This is a genomic window from Enterococcus sp. 4E1_DIV0656 (assembly GCF_002140695.1).
Lineage (GTDB): Bacteria > Bacillota > Bacilli > Lactobacillales > Enterococcaceae > Enterococcus_D > Enterococcus_D entomosocium.
The window spans coordinates 1-20,009 of sequence record NZ_NGLF01000002.1 but is presented as its reverse complement, the minus strand read 5'-3'; the positions used below and the strand labels follow the sequence as shown (position 1 = coordinate 20,009).

Here is a 20,009-nt window from a genome sequence, read left to right as displayed (position 1 = left end):
TTTTTGGTATAATGTTGCCTAGGAGTGTGAACAACATGGTTATTCGTTACCCGAATGGACAATCTACTACCTATGATGACGGCAAAAAACAAAAAATGCAAGAAAAACTAATAAAGCCAAAAACGTATGCCAATCGTGGGATGCGTTTTGAAGAAGCGATCAATGAAAGCAACCTTTATTATTTAAATCGCAAACTTGCGGTCATTCATAAGAAACCGACACCAGTTCAAATCGTCAAGGTAGATTATCCGAGAAGAAGCGCCGCCGTAATCAAAGAAGCCTACTTTCGAGAGGCCTCTACCACCGATTACAATGGGGTTTATCAAGGGCAATATATCGACTTTGAAGCGAAAGAGACTCAAAACAAAACGTCATTTCCCTTTAAAAATTTTCATCCACACCAAATCAAGCATATGGAAGACTGTTTGGAACAAGCGGGATTATGTTTTGTTCTTTTATGGTTTTCTAGTCTACAACGCTGCTTTTTTCTAGATAGCAAGTGCTTAGTTTCTCAGTGGCACCTGCAAAAGGAAACGGGAAAAAAATCATTGACGTTGGCCTATATCGAAACCAATGGAATCGAAATCATCCCCACTATTGCGCCGCGTATTCCCTATTTAAAAGCAGTTGATCAATTTTTAACGATGAAGGAGAATGATGAGTATGGCAAATGAATCACAATCGAGGACCTCTCGGCATGATTCTAAGAAAGGCACTGCTAAAAAAGCACCAAAGCCCCCTAAAACCAAAGCCAAAGGCAAACGAAGTATTGGGAGTATTCTTTTAAAAGTGTTTATGGGCCTATTTTTCTTAGGCTGTATCGGGATTTTATCAGGAATGGGGCTGTTTTGGTGGTACGCCAAAGATGCACCAGCACTTGATGAAACACGTTTGGATTCGACTGTTTCTTCGCGCTTTTATGCCTCCAACGGTGAATTGATCACTGAATTCGGAAGTGAAACGAGAGAAAAAATCACCGCAAGTGAGATTCCCCAACTGCTGGAAGATGCGATCGTCTCTGTCGAAGATCGTCGGTTCTATCAGCATATCGGGGTCGATCCGATCCGAATCGTTGGTTCTGCATTATCCAATGCCACAACCGGCGGTATGCAAGGCGGAAGTACGTTGACTCAGCAATTGATCAAGCTGTCCTTCTTTTCTACCAGCGCCGAAGATCAAACGTTACGAAGAAAAGCACAAGAAGCTTGGATGGCGGTTCGGCTTGAACAAACCAAATCAAAGCAGGAAATTTTGACTTACTATATTAATAAGGTATATATGTCCAACGGGGTTTATGGAATGCAAACAGCTGCTATGAAGTTTTACGGCAAACCTTTGGCTGAACTAGACCTAGCGCAAACCGCTTTGATTGCTGGTTTACCAAATGCCCCTTCTGCGTTTGATCCTTTCGCTCATCCTGATAATGCGAAAAGTCGTCGAGATGTGGTTTTAGGCGCAATGCTTGAAAACGAGAAAATCACGCAAGCGGAATATGATGCGGCCGTTGCCGAAGATATTCAAGAAGGATTGCAAGAAAACCCGCGAGAAAACCAAGAGTGGAAATACTTTGATAATTACTTCAACGAAGTGATCGCAGAAGTTAAAGAAAAAACCGGCAAAGATGTTTATACCGATGGCTTAGATATTTACACCAATGTCGATATCGATGCGCAAAAACGGTTATATGACATCGTCAACAGCGATGATTATGTTAATTATCCAGACGATAAGATGCAGGTTGCCGCTACTTTAGTTGATGTCAATACGGGCAAAGTCACGGCTCAAATTGGTGCCCGCAACGTTGATGACGTTCTAGCAAACAACCTGGCTGTCAACGTCGCTCGGGACTTTGGATCGACCGTTAAACCGATCACAGACTACGGCCCTGCCTTCCAATTTCTACAAGACTCTACCGGTAGAATGATTTTAGATGAACCTTATACTTATAAAGGAACCGATATTCCTGTGTACAACTGGGATCGCCAATATATGGGCAATATCACGCTTCGAACTGCTTTAGCAGAATCCAGAAATGTACCAGCAGTGAAATTGTTTGATGAAGTTGGAGCGGATAATATCGCCGACTTTCTTAGCGGGTTGGGTATCGAATACCACACGATTACTCAATCTAATGCGATTTCTAGCAATACGGATAAATTAGATGGCACAAAATATGGGATCTCCAGCCTGAAAATGGCCGCTGCTTATGCTGCGTTTTCAAACGGTGGAACCTATTATGAACCTCAGTACGTCAACAAAATCGTCATGCAAGATGGGACCGAAGATGAAGAATCCTTTAAAGTTGATGGTCAAGAAGCAATGGATGATACGACGGCTTATATGGTGACCGATATTTTGAAAGATGTTATTTCTGTCGGTACTGGAACCAATGCGCAAATCGATGGGTTATACCAAGCAGGGAAAACGGGAACTTCCAATTACACCGATGACCAGCTAGCACAACTGGATACATCAAACGGTGCTTATCCGGATATAACTTTTGCCGGCTATACTCCCTCCTACTCATTGGCGGTATGGACCGGATACAACGACAAAATGACACCAATCACTGATAGTAGTACCCATGTGGCTTCAGATGTCTATCGTGAATTGATGCGCTATGTTTCTGCTTCTGTAGAAAACACGGACTGGACAATGCCTGACGGATTGACACGGATCGGAAGAGAGCTTTATCTTGAAGGGACATACACGCAGCCAAGCTATTCAGCACCAAGTTCTTCCAGCAGTAGTTCGTACGTTGAACCGACGACACCTTCTACAGAAAGTAGTGAAGCAACACCATCAAGTACAACAGAATCATCAAGCGAAGTGACACCCCCAGTGACAACACCTGATGAGGATGATTCATCTTCGGTCGTTACACCTCCTGCTTCTAGTCAGGATCCTGGCTCAACAACGCCTTCCAGCAGTGAAGAAAATCCTTCTTCACCGCCGGATCCACCAGAACCAAATGATGGTAACTCCGAATAACTGAGAATAGTGAAAAACAGTAGATCAGATTTTGATCTACTGTTTTTTTAATAACGACCATATAAATGTAGAAGCTTACTTTTCAAGCTCTTCAAAAAGCAATTTTTTATCTGAAAGCTGATAAACTTGATTATGCAGATCGTCAAACAAATGAATCACATTTTCTTTCGTCTCGTTCACTTCAAAAAGAATCTCCTTGGCACGATCATGAATGCCATCGATTCGCATTTCTGTCGTACGGATCATTCGTTCAGATTCGATCTTCGCTTCTTGAATCGTGCGATTTGCTTTTCTTCTAGCAAAGACTAAAACCTCACTGATTTCTGTTTGGAACTGCTCGTTTTCGATTTGTAGGGTTGCATTTTCTTCCCTTAGTGCTTCGATCTTCGCCTGAAGCTCTGCGACTTCTTCATTTGATTCGATAGCTGAAACTTTTGCTGCAAGCTCTTCTTTTTCTGCCAATTGCTGTTTCAAATCAGCAATTACTTCTTGCAACTGCTGGATTTCTTGCCGCTTCAACGTCCATTCAGCGCGTTCCTTTTCGTAATTTTGTTTCTCTTTTTGCTCTTTTTCTTGCTGAACAGCTAACTTAGCTTCTAATTGCTGGATCTTTGCTTCAAGTTTTTCTGTATCTACTTTTGTAAGCTGTTCTTCTAGGTCTTTGACTTTCTTATTCGCTTCTACTAGCGAAGCTTTTAATTCTTTTGCCTCTGCTTCTTGTTGAGCCACTACCTTCTGCTGTTTTTTTAACTGCTTTTTTTCTTCCTGTAGTTGCTCATTTTCTAAAATCAATTCTTTAATTTCAAAAGATAAATTTTCAATCATATGATCCTTTTCTTGTTCTTCTGACTCTTGCTTATGTGTCTGGTTTATACTCAATTCTTTCTCCATACGTTCTCCTTTGTCTTCAACGAGTTGACTATCCTTGGCGTGGTTATCACGGTTCCCAGAGGATTTTTGCTGCACTGCTATCTTTTTGACACTTTGATCTGTCTGTTGATCAACAGACACTCTTTGCTGAGAAATCGGTTTTGCTAAAGTCTGTGCGACAGGTTTCGCTGTTTCTTTCTGGGTTTTAGCGGGTTCATTGTCCGCTTGTCGATTGGTTCCTTTCTCTTTTTTTTCAGGCGTAGCCTTTGCGGAACCTTGATCCTCAATGATTCCCTCTTCTTGATTTGTCTCCTCAAATTCATTCAGCTCTTCTATGGATAATTGATTTACTTCATCCATTAGCTTTTGGACAGAAAACAAACCTTTGTTTTTCTTTTTCATCATTAATTTTTCACACTGCCTTTTTGTTCATTTGTATTGATCGTTTCACTTTGATCCGTTTGAGGAGTAGAGGATATGCTTTCGCTCCCCTCGTTATTAGCTACTTCTTGAGCGTCAGTGTTTGGAAAGCTGCGTTCTAAAAGGGTCCAAACTCCATTCTCATCACGAATGATCGTCTGCTCAAAGGACTGATCAGAATCCTTGGAAAATTGAACAGAGAAGGTTCCTTGGGTGATCAAGGGAACGTTCTGCATATCATGTAGTAGACTAGAAAAATTTTCTTCCCATCCGTTTAAGTCATCAATTGATGGTAATTTGCTAGATAGAACAATCGAGATTTCTTGCAAGGGCTGATCAACAAAAATCATCGCTACGGTGCGACCTAGATATGGTGATAACTGATAGGCCAACTCATATTCAGCTGCAAACTGTGCTTCACGATCATTGGATACGAGTAAATGCTCCCAATCAGTCGCTTCAAAAGCAAAGCCGTTCTCAGGATAAGCAAAAATCGGCATACGCATCCATTCCGTTTGCTCAGTTCTTAGCGCGAAGACTTCCTCTTTCAATTGACTAGTTTCTTCTTGCAGCCTTTGCAAATGAATGCCGCCTGTCAGCTGAAAAACTGTTAGTAGCAAGACACTTACGATTATGGCACTACTGCAGCCCAATACAATTAGCAGGTGCCCACTGCGCAGGTTGTGCTTAAATAAACGCAGTTTCCTTTTGGCTAAAGCATCTGACGACAGCTGCTTTTCAACTTTTCTTAATAAATATTCTCGATACAATCGCCAACCGATGATACTACCTGCTCCAATGGCAAGCAGTATCATCCCAATATAGATAAAAATCACAGTCTCTTCCTTCCATCAAAACTAAAATTCGTTTTATTCATCCCTTTTGATACAAACTTAGTCTCGTTGATATGTTGCAAGAAATGAATCATCGCAAACTTCCTTTCAAGAAGCTGATGTGTCAGAAGAACGTGGTCACCACACCATAAAAGGTTTTACTTGAAATGATTCCAAATTCTCTACTATCACTTGAAGTGAGCAGTGCATCGCCAACGACAAAGTACTCATCTTCTTTGAGGTACCCCCGAATCGGCAACGCCTCAACGGCTTCATCCTTCACAGTGATCATAAATGAAAAATCAAAGTCAGTATCCTCCGCCCCAATCAACAAACGCTCCTGTGTACGAACGAAGGAATCCCCCGGCACACCAATCACTCTCTTGATCAAAAATTTCCCTTCCTGTTCGAAAGCGATCAGCTGATAGCGATTTGGCTGGCGCTTTTTATGGATCAGCACAACTTGTCGATCCTCGATCGTCGGCAGCATGGACGCTCCTCTGACTAACGCCAGTCGATACGGCTGAAGAAACGCAATAAGCAAAAGGACCATCAAAAAGATACCGCTGATAGGAAGACCTATTTGTCTATGCCGTTTACTCATATTGCCAGCCCTCCATCCTTATTTTGGCATAATATATGAAACACTTGATGAGTGCGCCAATTCATTGCTGATCACGCGATAAGAGATTGTGGTTCCACCATAGACATTTCCTTCTGAAACCAAAATACCATTTGGACCAACGGCTTCAACAAAAGCGACATGCCCATAACGAGGATCAGATCCAGCTGTTCCAGGTGCAAAAGAGATCATACTGCCTGCTTTAGGCGTTTGACTGACGTTGTAACCTAAACGTCGTCCGGTATTGCCCCATTGACCACCATTTCCCATGTAGTCATCTACTTGACCGCCTAATTGACTCACGCGATTGAACACATACCAAGTACATTGTCCAACAGGATACGAACCAGAAAGATTGTAGTCACGACCGTTGTATTCTCGAAATGTCATGAGGGAGCGATACTCTTCTGGAATTTGTTCTTTTCCTTGGATAAACAAGCCTGTTTCTGTTGCGATCACTTGGTCATATTGCGTCAATCCATAGACTGCAATCAGTGAATTGATTTTTTTACTATAATTAACATCGGTCGCATAAGTGCCCGTCAAAGCATCTGCTGCCCGAAGATAGTTTTTTGATTCAGAGCGCCACACGTCTTGATAAAAGGTTGGATTTCCAGTGATTCCTCCGCGAATCAATTTGACATAATCAGCCATGGAATCTCGATAACTTGAATAGGAACGAAAGGCGGCTTGAATTTGGAATAGTTCTCCGTTGCCTTTATCTTCCATTGTTGGTAAAGTCACGCTGTTTCCTTGATAACTGCCTTTGATCCCAAAAAGGTTATAATGGGGACTGCTGGAAAGCCCGCTGTCGCCACTGCCGCTTTCAAGGATCGCTTGCGCGATCAATACAGAAGCAAAGACATCGTATTCTTGCCCTAAGCTTTGGGCTTCTTGTGCCAATGTTTCAATAAACGTCTGGGTCTTTTGATTCACTGTAAATTCGTAAGGGGCTGGATATTCAGTAACTAGCTTTTTGCCATATGTAGCCAATTCAGGATTTGATAGCCGTCTGATCGATAGCGGCTCTTCGATAGAAACCCGCTGAACTTCGATGGCAGTTTTCGTTGGCTCTTCTTGATTTGTCACTAAACTTGCTTGGTAACCATCTGCGAGGTAGATACCGATTAACTTATTTGCGTCATATAAAAGATCCCCCGGTTGTAATTGTTCAACCTGCTGTTCTTTTTCTATCCAGCTAGCTTCTCCTTTTATAACCGCTTTGATCCGTTCATTGATCCATTCGTCCATCGTCAATGGTTCTTCTAGTTCACCAATTTGCCCGATGATCTCGTAGACGAATGCCGCTTGCCATTGCGCATCATAATCAGCTAATATCGGCAAGGTGAAATCTAACAGATTCGAATCTGCGATCTTTGCTGCCCGAAAACTCTCTGGTAAATCAATGGTACGTCCATCATAAAAAGAATTTTTCAAGTCAGAAGTAGCATCTGGTGATTGAACGACAGGGTTTATTACTTGCTCAGGTGCAATAATCGGAGGTGTTTTCGGCTCCTCTTTTTTTGCATTTTCAGTATTTTCGTTGCTCTCAGTTGAAATTTCATTTTCTTTTGGTGCCAATGACTCATCAATCAAGTCGGTCTCTTTTGGCTTGTTCTCTGTTTCTACTTCTAGATCGTCCGTTTCAGCATCTATTTTTTCCTCTTCCTCGGAAGGTTCCGCGGACTCTGATTCCTCTAGTTCGGTCGTTTCCGCTGACTCGGTCGTTTGCGTTGAGTCTGCTTCTTCAGACGAATCAAGAGATTCTACAACGGTATCTGCTGTTTCTGAATCCATAAGCGGCTCATTTGATTCGGAGGATAACTCGGTCGAGCCCTCCGTTTGCTCTTTGCTGACGTCTTCTTGACTCTCTTGGGCTTCTGCTGCCGATGAATCTTGGTCATCAAGTTGCTGTTCGACATTTGTATTTTCTGAATAGTTATCAGGCTGAGGGCTTTCTTTCGCCAGTAATACGGGAGAAACAAAAAGTTGGCTTGCTAAAATCCCAGCACTGAATAATGTTAAATATGACTTCTTTTTTCTACTCTTCATACAGTTTCCTTTCTCTTGTTTCAGCCGGCATCATTGGTTTTGATCAAAACCTGACGAACTGATTCAAAGTTGCTTGAATAGTTTTTGCACGAGTTTAGGTGAACTCCGTATCTTCGCGATTATTTTTGAAGCAAACGATGGATTTAGCCAGCTTAAGCAGATTTTGCTCAGCAGCGTGATCTACCATAAAAAAGCGTTAAAATCCACTGCTTTTCAACCGATTTACTCACTGTCTTCCTATCAAGAATGGAAGCTGTCATAGGCGTCAACAGCTTCCATTTGATAAGATTGAGCATCGATCATTCGGTAGATGGGACAAAACTTAACTCCCATTCAATCGTTGCTTGATAAGTCATATTACGCGGATTTGATCCAATGGGTACTTCAAGTTTGACACTATCCCCCATCGTCCCCATATCCCCGTAGCGCTGAATCCAGGTACCGCTTCCTTCATTTGCATCCGCTTCAGCGATCAAAGCGGGTACCCCAGGATCAAGGATCATTGATTCACTATAAGTGGGAGGAATTGCTGAATTGGCGGCATTCGTCAGCATAACTGCATTTTCTAAAATAATTCGTGCACCCCGAAGTTCTTCTCCTCGATCATTACGAAATCCTGCAGCAGATAATGTCGCGTTTAGTTCCCAGCCGGTAAATTGAGCGCGACGGTCAGAAATCTGCACGTAATTTGGCCGTTCCTCAGTTACTGAGCCATCTGCACTGCTAAGACGTTGTGGCAATGCCTTGTACTGTTTGGTATCTGCACTTATCGATACATCTCCAAAGCTATACTGGGAGATGAAATCGATACTGATAAACCCTAAATGTTCTGGTATATCCGGTTTATTTTCTGGATTCACTTCAATATCTGGCGCGATCGGATCTCGTGGATTCATTGTGGCAATCTCTTGAACAACTGTTTCAGCTGTATCGAATTTTCCATTTAAGAAAGCGTAAGCCGTCACCGTATTATGTTTTGTAAACCGATCCCCCTCGGCTAAGGTCAAGCTGAAATCACCATTTGCATCTGCTTGAAGATGAAACAAGCTGTTATCATCAAAAGAGGGTGATTGCAGTTGCGGTGCGGGAATCGCTGGATCTCCGTCAAAACGAATCACACTATAAGGTGTGGCTTTTCCCTTAATGATTCTTGAGCCTTCCAGTGCCGGGTCTTCCGTTAATGGTTCTAAATGAACCTCGACATCTGGAATATATTCAAATAGGATACGTTGTGCTCTTGTGGTAAAATTCGCGCGAAAATGATCAACGATCTCTTGTGAGATGGAAGAAACATTCGAAATCGATGACAAGGTAGAGGCAAAATTCACTTTTAAATTGAAGATTGGACTCCAACTGAAGTCTGGTTCCTCCGTCAAGTTTCCATGCCGCCATTGCTTCGCAGCTTGAATATCCACATCTAATAGCCCGCCGCTGCCGGAAATCGAAATAAGGCTACTATTTGCTGCATTTCCGGTAACCGCCCTTGTTTTCTCTAAATTGATGCGTTGTGCATCCGCAAAAGTGAAGGTTGAGGCCGAGCTCAAAAATGTCATCAAGGAATGAGAGGGATTGGTTCCGTCCGACTTAATATCCAATACTCCTTCTTTAGCAACAATAAATGTGGCGGCACCGGCTACATGGATCACTCCGGAGGTGGTGGTCCCTTGATTCACTGCATCAATTTCGACACTGCTTTTATTTCCAATAAGCATCGTGCTTCCAGCACCCATGTAGATAATGTTATAGCCCCATCCATTGAGGCTTGTGGTACGTCCATCAGCTTTGATTACCACTTTGCTATCCTCAGACATTTCAAAGTGGGCGCCGCTAGCATACATACTGATTGCGGGGGAGTTGGCTCGGGCAGTCAAATGAAGCTCTGATCGATTACCGATATTGATCCGTCCATTCGCTATATAAATATTTGCTCCAAAAGCCTCACCGGCTGTTCCAGCTGCACGCAGAGACATCTTTGCATCATTGCCAATAGTCATACGCCCCGTTGCATAATATAAATAGATATTGCCGGAATTTATTGTCGACATGTCAACTGTTGCGTTATCAAGAATTTCCAATTGTGTTACTTCCATATTTGCTTGGTTGGTTGCATTGATCGTTTGCACACGCCCAGATCTGGAAGTATATGTCGGAGTTTGATGCGATATTACTTCGCCAGACATAATAACAGGTGTCGCTAACGAGTGGATCAACTGATTGCCCGCGTTGGTTAAATTGTGGTAACGCATTCTGGATAGATTTTGTTGCGGAATACTCATATTTGTAAAATTCATGAAGCCATAATAGTTGCCATGAACGATATCGATATTTTGGTACGTGATATCCCACGGCGTTGCACTATTGACGGTACTATCATAAAATCCGACAGCAACAGCTCTAAAGTCGATTTGATACCCATTGCCTTCGATCACAAGCGTTCTCGAAATTCCAGAAGCATTGGTCCAAATATAGGCTACCCCATTCGACGGGTTGGAAGTTGCACTTCCCGCAGCCACTCCGGAAACTCCTTGAGTAGGATTGTTTGATGATTCAAAGTCATTTACGATATTGATATAATTTACTTCTCTATTCACGATTGCCGCCATAAACTCTTGCCAGTTGGAAACATCCCGATGACTGATTTCGTCTAACGGTGTGACCGGTTCTGTCAATTGGGCAATTGCTTCTGCTTGGTCAGCTTCTGTGTCTTGCTGATTCTCATTTAGGTTCGCGTCATTAGAAGGTTGCGTGGTTCGTTTCCCTTCCTGCGGCGTGTCTGATGGTGAGACCTCTGTCTCGATCGTTTCATTATCTGCATCATCATCCAAGTCCTCTTCCCCGTCATCTTCTGCCTGTACTTCGATCGTTAGTTCCGCTTCACCTATAAAAAGTCGATAATCGCCTATTTTATTAAAGACGATAGGAATCTCGAACTCCATTAGCTCTTCATCAAAGGTAAGCGTCCATTCCTGTTCTTCTTCAGACAGCTTCTTATTCTTCACTTCTGCAGCAAATTCTTCTTCCACGATCGCTGCTTCTTTCGCTACAACTAGCGTAATCTCATTTAAAGGTTGGCTTGATACGACGAAAACGTCGATCGGTTGATCCACGACACCTTCAATCACACTAACTGGAAACTGAAAAAAAGGTTGATGGATGTCAAATTCTTTTGTTTGGATCGGTTGTGTTGCTTTATCAAGCAAGGACATATTCTGCGTTTCGTCCAACGGTTCAATCGTGTGATCGATGGCGTGGATTTCCGGCAATAGGATACTGCTCAGACTTGGAAAAAAAGTTTGCACACTTAGTAATCCAATAATGATCGCAATTATTACCTTGTGCGGGGTATTCTTCATTTCAACTTTTCCCACCTTCCTTTGCATTTTTTTTCTTATGAACAATTAGGATGATCGCAATAATTAGAAGCAAGCTGATTAGACCAGCCGTGGCGATCATCCACCAATTGAGTGACGTATCTACAGTGACATCGAGTTCATTTAAGCGGCGAGCATCTTCTGCCTCTACGCTAAATATCTGTTCCCAAGACCACTCTTCCTCTCCTGACCGCGCAGTAAGATTCAATACATACTCCCCATTACGAAAACGATCGCCATCCAAGGGAATTGGGAAATGCATATGTGAATTAGGAGCCATTTGCATAGATGATTGACTTGTTTCATATAAGATCGTCTCACCATCAACAGAACGAATTTCAGCTGTTACTTCCAATTGATTGACAAATGTTGCTGTATAATTTTGGATAACAGCACTAAATACGTTTCGGTAGTTTACTTGATCGGCAAAAACATCAAGCAGTTCCAATCCCGGATCCGTTGCGGACCGATTGTTGCTTACTACCACACCAATGACATAGGAAAACGCGTTCCGAATGCCTAATCCTTCTTCAGCAGATTGTGTTTGCTCCTCTTCCGAAATAACCTCTTTGATTCGAATGCCACCTGCCAAAACCCCTTTGAATTCCTCTTCTGGCATCGTAATCGGTAAAGAAATGATTCGTTTTTCTAATGGATCGAACAATACGGTTTCAGGCACCTCTACCAGTTCATCAATTGATGCAGGTAAAGTCGGATCAGGGGATTCTGCATCCCTGCCATATTCCACAACACCATTCACATTCGTAAATGCCGTATGGGCAGAAATTTCTATTTCGATCGCTTGATCAGAACCATTTTCGATCTCTAAAGCCAATTCATCACGTTCTCCTGCCCCAAGATTTAAATCGAAATACCCCAACGCCCCTCCTTCCAGCTGACTTTCCGGTAAGATAGGCGTCACATAAAAGTTTAATTCTGATTCTGTCTGAGCATAGCTCATTCTTGGTGAAAAAAAGAATGATAGTAGGATGACCGCACAGGTAACCGTTTTTATCCATTTCATTCTCATACGTTGTTCAGTCAAAAGTGGTTCTCCTTCCAAAAAAGGCAGGAATAATTTACTATTCCTGCCAGTTGTTTCTTGTTGCAAGCTATGATCCTTCTTACGGATTTACTGTTTCGCCGCCACTATCAACAGAAGCAGTTAGCGTCCATGTCATTTCAGCAGTATAGTTAGTTGCTAGCTGCGTGGTAGAGCCTGGTACAAATAGTTGAATATCATCATTTCTGATCATTTCGCCTTCTTGTTTATTAAGATTTTGTTCCGTCAATTTTTCCTGATCTCCCCAGTAAATCGATGAAGCGCCCGCGCCTTGACCGACCGAAGCACGCATGACAGGAATGTCTTGATCGTTGACATCTAGGATCAACGCATTTTGTTCTTCATTATTGATAACGGCACTTGGCTGTAAGTCTCGATCACCCTCGCCTTTGTTGAACACGATTTCAGGGTTTGCCAACTTGATTTTTGCCCCAGTCAAGACATCTCCTGATTCAGAAGTAAAATCAGTTAGACTAACATTTAATGTCCAACCAGCATGCGTTCCTCGGGTATCTTGCACTTGGGCAAACGATACGTACGGTGTCGTCCCTGATTGATCAGCCAAATTACGCTCGTCAGCAACGATTGAATACCAACGATCACTGGTAGAAATAGCATTCTGACCAAAATCGAATGTTTGTGGTGCATAAGCAATGGTAAATGGGCCCGTTTGTCCTGGCGGTGTTGGTTCGATTGTTTCTACTTCTGGGTGCACGACTGGCGGTTGTACCACTGTTAGATCGCTTCCGTCTGAGGTAAACCCTACAACGTTATCGGTAGTCGTTTCTAATGAAGATTGGGCAAAGGCTTGAACGCCTCCTGCTAGTAAAGTGGTGGATAATACAGCGACCGTAGCTAAACGAATCTTTTTCATTTCTAGTTCCTTCTTTCTTTTTTTATTCAGTACAAAACCAAGTTACTGAACCGTTTCTCCGTCCGGTCCAGCTGTTGCAGCCAAAGTCCAAGTAAGAGTTGCTTCATAAAGAGCAGCGTCTTTTGCTGTTGATCCAGGAACAAGTAACTCAATTCCAGCATTTTCAACAACCTCTGCACCTGCTTCTACTTGTCGATTGATTTCTTCCTGATCGCCCCAAACGACTGACGATACGCCAGCACCTTTTGTTTGAGCAGCGGTCAGAACCGAACGTTCACTATTTGTAGCATCTAAAATCAATCCATCCGCATGAATTTGTGGCTCATTTTCTTGGTTGCTTCCGTTATATTCCAATTTTGGCGAATTAAAACGAATTCTTGCTCCAGTCAGTTCATTATTCTGTGTTCCTGATTCAAAAGCACTTAAGGAAACTTTTAAATCCCAACCAGCATTTGTCCCACGCGTATCTTGGACTTGGGCAAATGAAACATAAGGAACTCTTTCTTCACTATCTTCCGCGTCTTTTAGCTTGTGTAATTCAGCCACTAGCTTATATTCTTGATCGGTATTAGAAATCACTTGCTCACCGAAATTAAGCGTAGGTGCGTAAGCAATGGTCAATGGTCCCGTTTGTCCTTCCGGGCCGACTGGATTGATCTCTACATCTGGACCATTAGGACCAGGATTTGGTGGTTGAACTACTGTCGCTTCGCTATCGTTTGGTACAAAGAGAACTTTCCCTTCTGTATCATGGTTTGTTACACTCTCAGTAGCGAAGGCTTCCGCGCTAATAGTAAATAAAGTTGCAGCTAAAACAGCTGCCGATGCAAATCGTACGAATTTCAAATTCATCCCTGCTTTCAAATTATTTGTCTTTTCTTTTTAACCATCACAAATTTTGATCGATGTTTGGTATATTGCACATACAATACAACCAGTACAAGCAGTAATCCAAGAAAGATTACGCCGTAAGTTCTTGTCTCGTTGGTCTTTGGTAAAATACCACCTGGTTTTGCTACCTTGTTTGGTGGCGATATATTCTCTGTAGGGCCTGCTGGCGGTGCTGGTTCGGGTTGCCCAATAGGCTCATAAACACCGGTAAAGAGCACAGAGCTTTCTGTTTCAACCGACTGCACTTCCTGAGCATTCACCGCTGCCGTAGAAATAGTTATCCCATAAAAAAGAGTGCAAAACAGAACCATACGAACTAATTTCCATACCTTTTCTCCTTTCATTCTCCCTCCTCCTCTATACTTGCCACGTCTTATAAGTGATCTTTTCAAAACAGCGTTTGCCTAAGACCCGTTAACAAAAATGATTTTGAGATCGTTTCAGAATCATTTGAGATGTGCAACGCTTTTTCTGTCATTCGTAAAATAGCAGAGAAAGACTTATAACTTTTGACAAAGTTCACTATACTGATGATTTTCACAGATTTGAAATATTATTTTTCACCAATGGGTGAATTTTCTTATTAATTTTACGTTTTATTGACTAAAAATAAGCATTTTTATAAAAAGAAAGGGTAAAAATTTTGCGAAAGAAGCCCATCATACTAAGCTTACAAATAGTTTCAAAAAAAGGCGTATTGGAAGGTTCATTTCGCATCGAGCATCCCCCCCACACGATCTCTTTGTGAAAAAACACCTGATTTTGAGTGGTGTAAAAAAAAATTCAGTAAGCTTATGTTTTTCCAGTTACTTGAAAGGGCTTCAATAAAGGGTATTACGTTAATCACCTGTTCTTTTATCAATTTGTGCAAAAAAAACGCTAAGCGATTTCGCTTAGCGTCTTGATCCTAGATACTTTTGGTCTATGTTCACCATTAAATGGTTTTCTTCCCCTTCATCCGAAGTTTTCCTTCTTGGCACATCGCCAACAACGGGCAAATCTCACACTTTGGCGCCCTCGCGGTACAATGATAACGGCCAAAGAAAATCATCGTATGGTGGGTTTTGACCCATAATGGTTCGGGAATCTTTTTCATCAACGTTTGTTCAACTTCTAGTACATTGGCATCTAATTTACAAATGCGCAATCTTTTTGACACCCGTTCGACGTGGGTATCGACAGCGATTGCCGGTATCCCATAGGCATCACCAAGTACCACATTCGCAGTTTTTCTGCCGACACCTGGCAAAGAAACCAAATCTTCTCTTGTTTTCGGCACTTCACCACCAAAACGTAGCAATAGTTCCGAAGCACAAGCTTTGATATTTTTTGCCTTGTTTCGATACAGACCGATCGACTTGATTTTTGCAATCACATCTTCTAAAGGTGCTTCGCTCAAAGCTTGCGGTGTAGGATAAGCCTCAAAAAGTGCCGGGGTGACTTTATTTACTGAGACATCTGTTGCTTGCGCACTTAAAATGACTGCGATCAATAATTCAAACGCATTTTTGGATACCAATTCACCATGCGCTTCGGGAAACATCTCGTACATTGTTTCGATGGCGATCATTGTTTTTTCTTTGCTGATCATAGGACTATTTGAACTCCTTGTCTGTTACTCTCCTTCTAACCAATTATGCATAGGGATTTTGGGCATTGGCCCTTCTTCCTGTGAAATATTCTCATTTTGAAGAAATTGTTTTTTTCTTCTTTTTTGTTCTTCCTCAACTTGCGCTTTCGACGTGATATTCTTACGTTCCCAAGAAAGTAAGATACGATCGATGTAATTTAAGCTATAAGCCTGATTCAAAACCGCTTCTCGCAAAGCAAACTGAATCAGTTCCGGATCGTAATGGTCCTCATCCAACCACTGCCCGATCCGCTGGTATTCGATTGCTGACAATGGCCGACCAAACTCGCCTTCAAACAAGCGATATAACCCACGGATTTTTTCTTCATTTGATTCTACTGCCTCATTTTTCGATTGCTGTGTCAAGAGAAATTCTAAACGGTCATAGATTCCTGTGAAATCATAATAATCAACCATTTTTCCGGCAGCATCTTTTTTTGATTCCATTCGCAGTACATCTTTTTTAAGTAATTGATTTAACCAATGATAAATTTCTTTTTGATCACTCCCCATCACAGAGGCAATCTCACGTAAATCAGGGAAATCATTTCCTTGCTCATGACTGCGATACAACTGCAGCCATAACAAAAATTCGTCATTTGTCAATCCAAGATGATGGTAATTTTCTAAAAGCAAATTTGATATCGTTGTTTGCCCTTTTGCTAAATAGTCCTTTAACGAAACCATACTGTATCCTCTTCTCCTTGATTCACCTGAAACTCTATGATCCTTTGGTCCAGGATCGATCCAATAAAAAGGGGACGACGCAAAGGCGGACGTCCCACGATTCATTCTTGGTTACGCTTTTTCTTTGACTGCTGCGATGATCTCAACTTCAACCAAAACATCTTTTGGCAAGCGGGCAACTTCTACAGCAGAACGTGCAGGTAACTCTTCATTGAACAATGTGCTATAGGTATTATTGAAAGGAACGAAATCATTCATATTTTTTAAAAAACATGTCGTCTTAACGATGTCATCTGGCGTAAGTTCCGCCGCTTCAAGAATCGCGTTGATATTTTTCAATACTTGCTGAGTCTGTACTTCAATCGTCGTACCGACAACTTCCCCCGAAACAGGATCTAATGGCACTTGACCAGAAGCAAACAAAAAGCCGTTTGCGATTTTTGCTTGAACATAAGGACCGATTGCTTGTGGTGCTTGATCTGTAGAAATTATCTTCATTTTGTTTCCTCCTCTTTCACTTGGCATTCGGGACATAGACCATAAACTTCTAGTCGATGGTTATTTATTTGATACCCAGTTAATTTCGAAGCCGCCATTTCGACATCTTCCAATCCTGGATAGTAAAAATCAGCGATCTTTCCACACTTTTGGCAGATAGCATGATAATGAGGCTCCGTTGTAAAATCAAAACGACTGGAGGCATCTCCATAATTCATTTCTTTTACAAAGCCAATTTCTGTGAACAAACGTAAGTTATTGTATACCGTTGCGACACTAATACCAGGAAAATGAACTTCAATCGCTCGATAAATCTCTTCAGCGGTCGGATGGGCATCGTGACTGGCTAAAAACTCTAATATCGCTACTCGCTGCGGTGTAATACGAATATTTTCATGTTTTAATCGTTTGATCGCTTCATCGTAGATCGTACTCACAGGAGTTCCTCCATTTCTCTTATCTCACCTATCATACTATGTAAAACCTAAAAATTCAAACAGCTTTCCTTATTTTTTCAAAGGCAAAACGCTTTTTTCAGCCCGCTTCCGTCCCCTTTTTTCGAGAAAGAAAAGCAGACATTTCAATGCCTGCTTTCTCTCGATTGTTAGTCTTCAAACTGATACAGTGCTGTGGACAAATAACGTTCGCCATTGTCAGGCACGATTGCTAAAACTTTTTTGCCTTTGCCTAGTTCTTTTGCTACCTGTAAAGCAGCTTGGATCGCAGCCCCTGAAGAGATTCCAACTAAAATCCCTTCTTTCATCCCAACTTGCCGTGCAGTTTTCATCGCATCGTCACTGGCAATTGCAATGACTTGATCATAAATTTCGGTATCTAATACTTTAGGGACAAATCCAGTACCGATCCCTTGAATCTTATGCGGTCCTGGCTTACCACCTTCTAAAATCGCAGATTCAGCAGGCTCAACACCAACTATTTTCAAATTAGGATAGACGCGCTTCAGTTCTTTGCCCGCTCCAGTGATCGTTCCACCAGTGCCGATTCCAGCGACAAAAGCATCTAAACCTTTTGATTCAAATGCATCCTCAATTTCTTTTCCTGTCGTTTTTTCATGAATTTCTGGGTTAGCTGGATTTTCAAATTGTAATGGCATATAGTAGCCGTCTTGCTCCGCTAATTCTTTTGCTTTGTTAATGGATCCTGTGATCCCTTCAGACCCAGGCGTCAAAATCAACTCTGCACCATAAGCTTGTACGATTTTCCGTCTTTCGATACTCATCGTTTCTGGCATAACCAACACAACCCGATAGCCTTTTGCCGTACCGATCATGGCTAAACCGATCCCCGTATTTCCTGAGGTTGGCTCGATAATCGTATCGCCGGCTTTCAATAAGCCGCTTTTTTCGGCTTTTTCAATCATGGCTAAAGCAATTCTGTCCTTTACGCTACCCCCAGGATTGAAAAACTCTAATTTCACATACACATCAGCAGAACCTTCTTCTACGATATGATTTAATTTGACGATTGGCGTATGACCAACTAATTCATTGACCGATTGATAGATTTTTGTCATTGAAAATCCCTCCCGTTCTTATTCTTCCATTCTACCTAAAATACCTCGGAGTTGCGAATAAAAAGTAAGCAATTTCAAATTTTTTTTCATATAGTTTTATACTTTGTTCTATTTCCACTGACCAGAGTTTGATTGCCACGTCAAAAAAACCTTAAGATTGGCTGCAATTGTAGCAATCCATCTTAAGGTTTTTAACTTACTTATACGATCAACTCTTGTCCGATAACGATGATCTCATTGGATAATCCATTCGATGCCATCAACGCATCAACGGTTGTTCCAAATCGGTTGGCGATATCCCAAAGCGTATCCCCAGAAGCAACTTGATAGCTCTGTGCTGAAGATGTACTACCTGAATACGTGGTCGTCGTTGTTTCGCTGGTCGTTGTGCTAGTTGTGTTTGTCCAGGCTGTATTTTGTGTCGTTCCTGTATCGAACCGTGTAAGCTGATAGGTTTCGATCAACCAGTTCAGTTTTTGTGCGTAACCTGGATCGGTAGCATAACGTCCCGTCAAGTAATTCGTTGCGTCATAAAATGAGGTTGTTTGGCTTTTCCAGACACCACTGTAATGAGCAGTCCCTGTCGCGAAACTTGTACTTCGCAAGACGTTCGCATGATCCTGAAACGATTCCCAATAAGAGTTATATTGACGAAACGGTTCATTCATCTCTACCCACTGACCATTCAAATACTCTTGGGTAGGCATATACACACTTTGTCCGTTGTAACTGCCTTTGACCCCAAATAAATTGTAATAGGGGGCATTGGATAATGCGGAAGAACCATAGCCGCTTTCCAAAATCGCTTGAGCGATCATCACAGAAGCATATAGATCATTGTTGGCAGCAACATCTTGTGCTGACCAGCCAATTTGTTCGATGAACCCTGAGATGTCCTGCGTCGCATATTGATTCTCAGCAGCTTGTACCTGTTGAGGAACGAAAGTGACCGTCATTGGCGCTAACATCATTCCTGCACCCATCAAAGAGACCACCGCCTTTTTACTAGGTCTTTTCATCGTCTTCTTTGGTTGATGATGTCTTTCACTTCTTGTTTGATAACTTCCCATCTTTTTCCTCCAGTAACTGTACGTTTTTTCAAATAAATCAATACAGCTATTATACGGAAAAATGCCTAGCAGTGCAAACAATGTTCACTTCCGACCCGACAAAAGACTTTTAAAAAACTTTCTGGACATCCCTCTCAGTTTGTTAATTACTGAGAAGTTTTTAAAAAAACTATTAGAATGGAATTGTATTGCTTCTCTCTTACTATTTAAAAGAGTCTATATCTTGTGGTGAAACCATTTTTCAGAAATCTTAGCAACTACTACCTTAAATAAGTCACTCTGGCACTTTCAGAGTGAGCAGTACTCGAAAAAAACACGCTCGAAAATCGAAAAGATTCTCGAACGTGCTAGCTTTGATTGATTGTCGATCAATTAATCGATTGATTTAAAAGTATTCACAACATTTTCAACACTAAAGCCGAATTCTGCTAATACTTTGTCGCCAGGTGCTGATGCACCGAAGTGATCGATCGCGATCACTTTTCCATGGCAACCGGTGTAACGTTCCCAACCAAATGGGGAAGCCGCTTCGATCGCTACCCGTTTCTTCACTGCTTTTGGCAAGACGCTTTCTTTGTATTCTGAGCTTTGCGCTTCAAACAG

The 20,009-nt window shown here is 41.9% G+C and carries 17 protein-coding genes and 1 pseudogene; 2 read left to right on the top strand and 16 right to left on the bottom strand.

Translation table 11 applies throughout. The annotated features are described in order from the left end of the window. The first annotated feature begins 35 nt into the window (after positions 1–35). Both recU and A5882_RS13395 read left to right on the top strand, forming a co-directional pair. A complete protein-coding gene (recU, locus tag A5882_RS13400; RefSeq protein WP_086372968.1) occupies positions 36–674 on the top strand; it encodes a Holliday junction resolvase RecU in 639 nt (212 codons plus the stop codon). Continuing rightward, a complete protein-coding gene (locus A5882_RS13395; protein ID WP_369596971.1) occupies positions 664–2,991 on the top strand; it encodes a PBP1A family penicillin-binding protein in 2,328 nt (775 codons plus the stop codon). The genes recU and A5882_RS13395 overlap by 11 nt, the downstream gene beginning before the upstream one ends. A gap of 75 nt (positions 2,992–3,066) precedes the next feature. Here the strand turns inward: A5882_RS13395 and A5882_RS13390 are convergent, their stop codons facing one another. From A5882_RS13390 to A5882_RS13310, 16 genes and pseudogenes are all read right to left on the bottom strand, one after another. Beyond that, a complete protein-coding gene (locus tag A5882_RS13390; protein WP_086372966.1) occupies positions 3,067–4,266 on the bottom strand; it encodes a hypothetical protein in 1,200 nt (399 codons plus the stop codon). Continuing rightward, the gene (locus tag A5882_RS13385; protein WP_254908499.1) at positions 4,266–5,117 is read right to left on the bottom strand and encodes a hypothetical protein; all 852 of its coding nucleotides are present in this window, start codon (positions 5,115–5,117) and stop codon (positions 4,266–4,268) included. Before A5882_RS13385 ends, A5882_RS13390 begins: the two co-directional genes overlap by 1 nt. 121 nt (positions 5,118–5,238) lie before the next feature. Beyond that, positions 5,239–5,718, bottom strand: coding sequence for a signal peptidase I (gene lepB / locus A5882_RS13380; RefSeq protein ID WP_086372965.1), 480 nt, complete (start codon positions 5,716–5,718; stop codon positions 5,239–5,241). An 18-nt stretch (positions 5,719–5,736) separates the two neighbouring features. Continuing rightward, on the bottom strand, positions 5,737–7,788 hold the full coding sequence (locus A5882_RS13375; protein WP_086372964.1) for a glucosaminidase domain-containing protein: 2,052 nt from the start codon (positions 7,786–7,788) through the stop codon (positions 5,737–5,739). Positions 7,789–8,087: 299 nt separating this feature from the next. Next, a complete protein-coding gene (locus tag A5882_RS13370; protein ID WP_254908498.1) occupies positions 8,088–11,141 on the bottom strand; it encodes a WxL domain-containing protein in 3,054 nt (1,017 codons plus the stop codon). Position 11,142: 1 nt separating this feature from the next. After that, positions 11,143–12,270: a DUF916 and DUF3324 domain-containing protein gene (locus A5882_RS13365; protein WP_086372962.1), complete on the bottom strand. Its 1,128-nt coding sequence runs from the start codon at positions 12,268–12,270 to the stop codon at positions 11,143–11,145. A 13-nt stretch (positions 12,271–12,283) separates the two neighbouring features. Further along, entirely contained in the window at positions 12,284–13,096 is an 813-nt protein-coding gene (locus A5882_RS13360) for a WxL domain-containing protein (RefSeq protein ID WP_008379817.1), read from the bottom strand. A gap of 42 nt (positions 13,097–13,138) precedes the next feature. Beyond that, entirely contained in the window at positions 13,139–13,942 is an 804-nt protein-coding gene (locus A5882_RS13355) for a WxL domain-containing protein (RefSeq protein WP_008379814.1), read from the bottom strand. A 14-nt stretch (positions 13,943–13,956) separates the two neighbouring features. Beyond that, positions 13,957–14,331, bottom strand: a complete 375-nt coding sequence (locus A5882_RS13350; protein WP_005236050.1) for an LPXTG cell wall anchor domain-containing protein — start codon at positions 14,329–14,331, stop codon at positions 13,957–13,959. A gap of 590 nt (positions 14,332–14,921) precedes the next feature. Beyond that, positions 14,922–15,578, bottom strand: coding sequence for an endonuclease III (gene nth, locus A5882_RS13340; protein ID WP_005236053.1), 657 nt, complete (start codon positions 15,576–15,578; stop codon positions 14,922–14,924). A gap of 24 nt (positions 15,579–15,602) precedes the next feature. After that, positions 15,603–16,304, bottom strand: coding sequence for a DnaD domain protein (locus tag A5882_RS13335; protein ID WP_005236055.1), 702 nt, complete (start codon positions 16,302–16,304; stop codon positions 15,603–15,605). Positions 16,305–16,415: 111 nt separating this feature from the next. Next, positions 16,416–16,802: a RidA family protein gene (locus A5882_RS13330; protein ID WP_005236057.1), complete on the bottom strand. Its 387-nt coding sequence runs from the start codon at positions 16,800–16,802 to the stop codon at positions 16,416–16,418. Continuing rightward, the gene (locus A5882_RS13325; protein ID WP_005226158.1) at positions 16,799–17,239 is read right to left on the bottom strand and encodes a Fur family transcriptional regulator; all 441 of its coding nucleotides are present in this window, start codon (positions 17,237–17,239) and stop codon (positions 16,799–16,801) included. The genes A5882_RS13330 and A5882_RS13325 overlap by 4 nt, the downstream gene beginning before the upstream one ends. 167 nt (positions 17,240–17,406) lie before the next feature. Beyond that, a complete protein-coding gene (gene cysK, locus A5882_RS13320) occupies positions 17,407–18,336 on the bottom strand; it encodes a cysteine synthase A (RefSeq protein ID WP_005236064.1) in 930 nt (309 codons plus the stop codon). Positions 18,337–18,536: 200 nt separating this feature from the next. Then, positions 18,537–19,406: a glucosaminidase domain-containing protein gene (locus tag A5882_RS13315; protein ID WP_005236065.1), complete on the bottom strand. Its 870-nt coding sequence runs from the start codon at positions 19,404–19,406 to the stop codon at positions 18,537–18,539. Positions 19,407–19,778: 372 nt separating this feature from the next. Beyond that, positions 19,779–20,009: pseudogene (locus tag A5882_RS13310) on the bottom strand (transketolase); the annotation flags it as partial.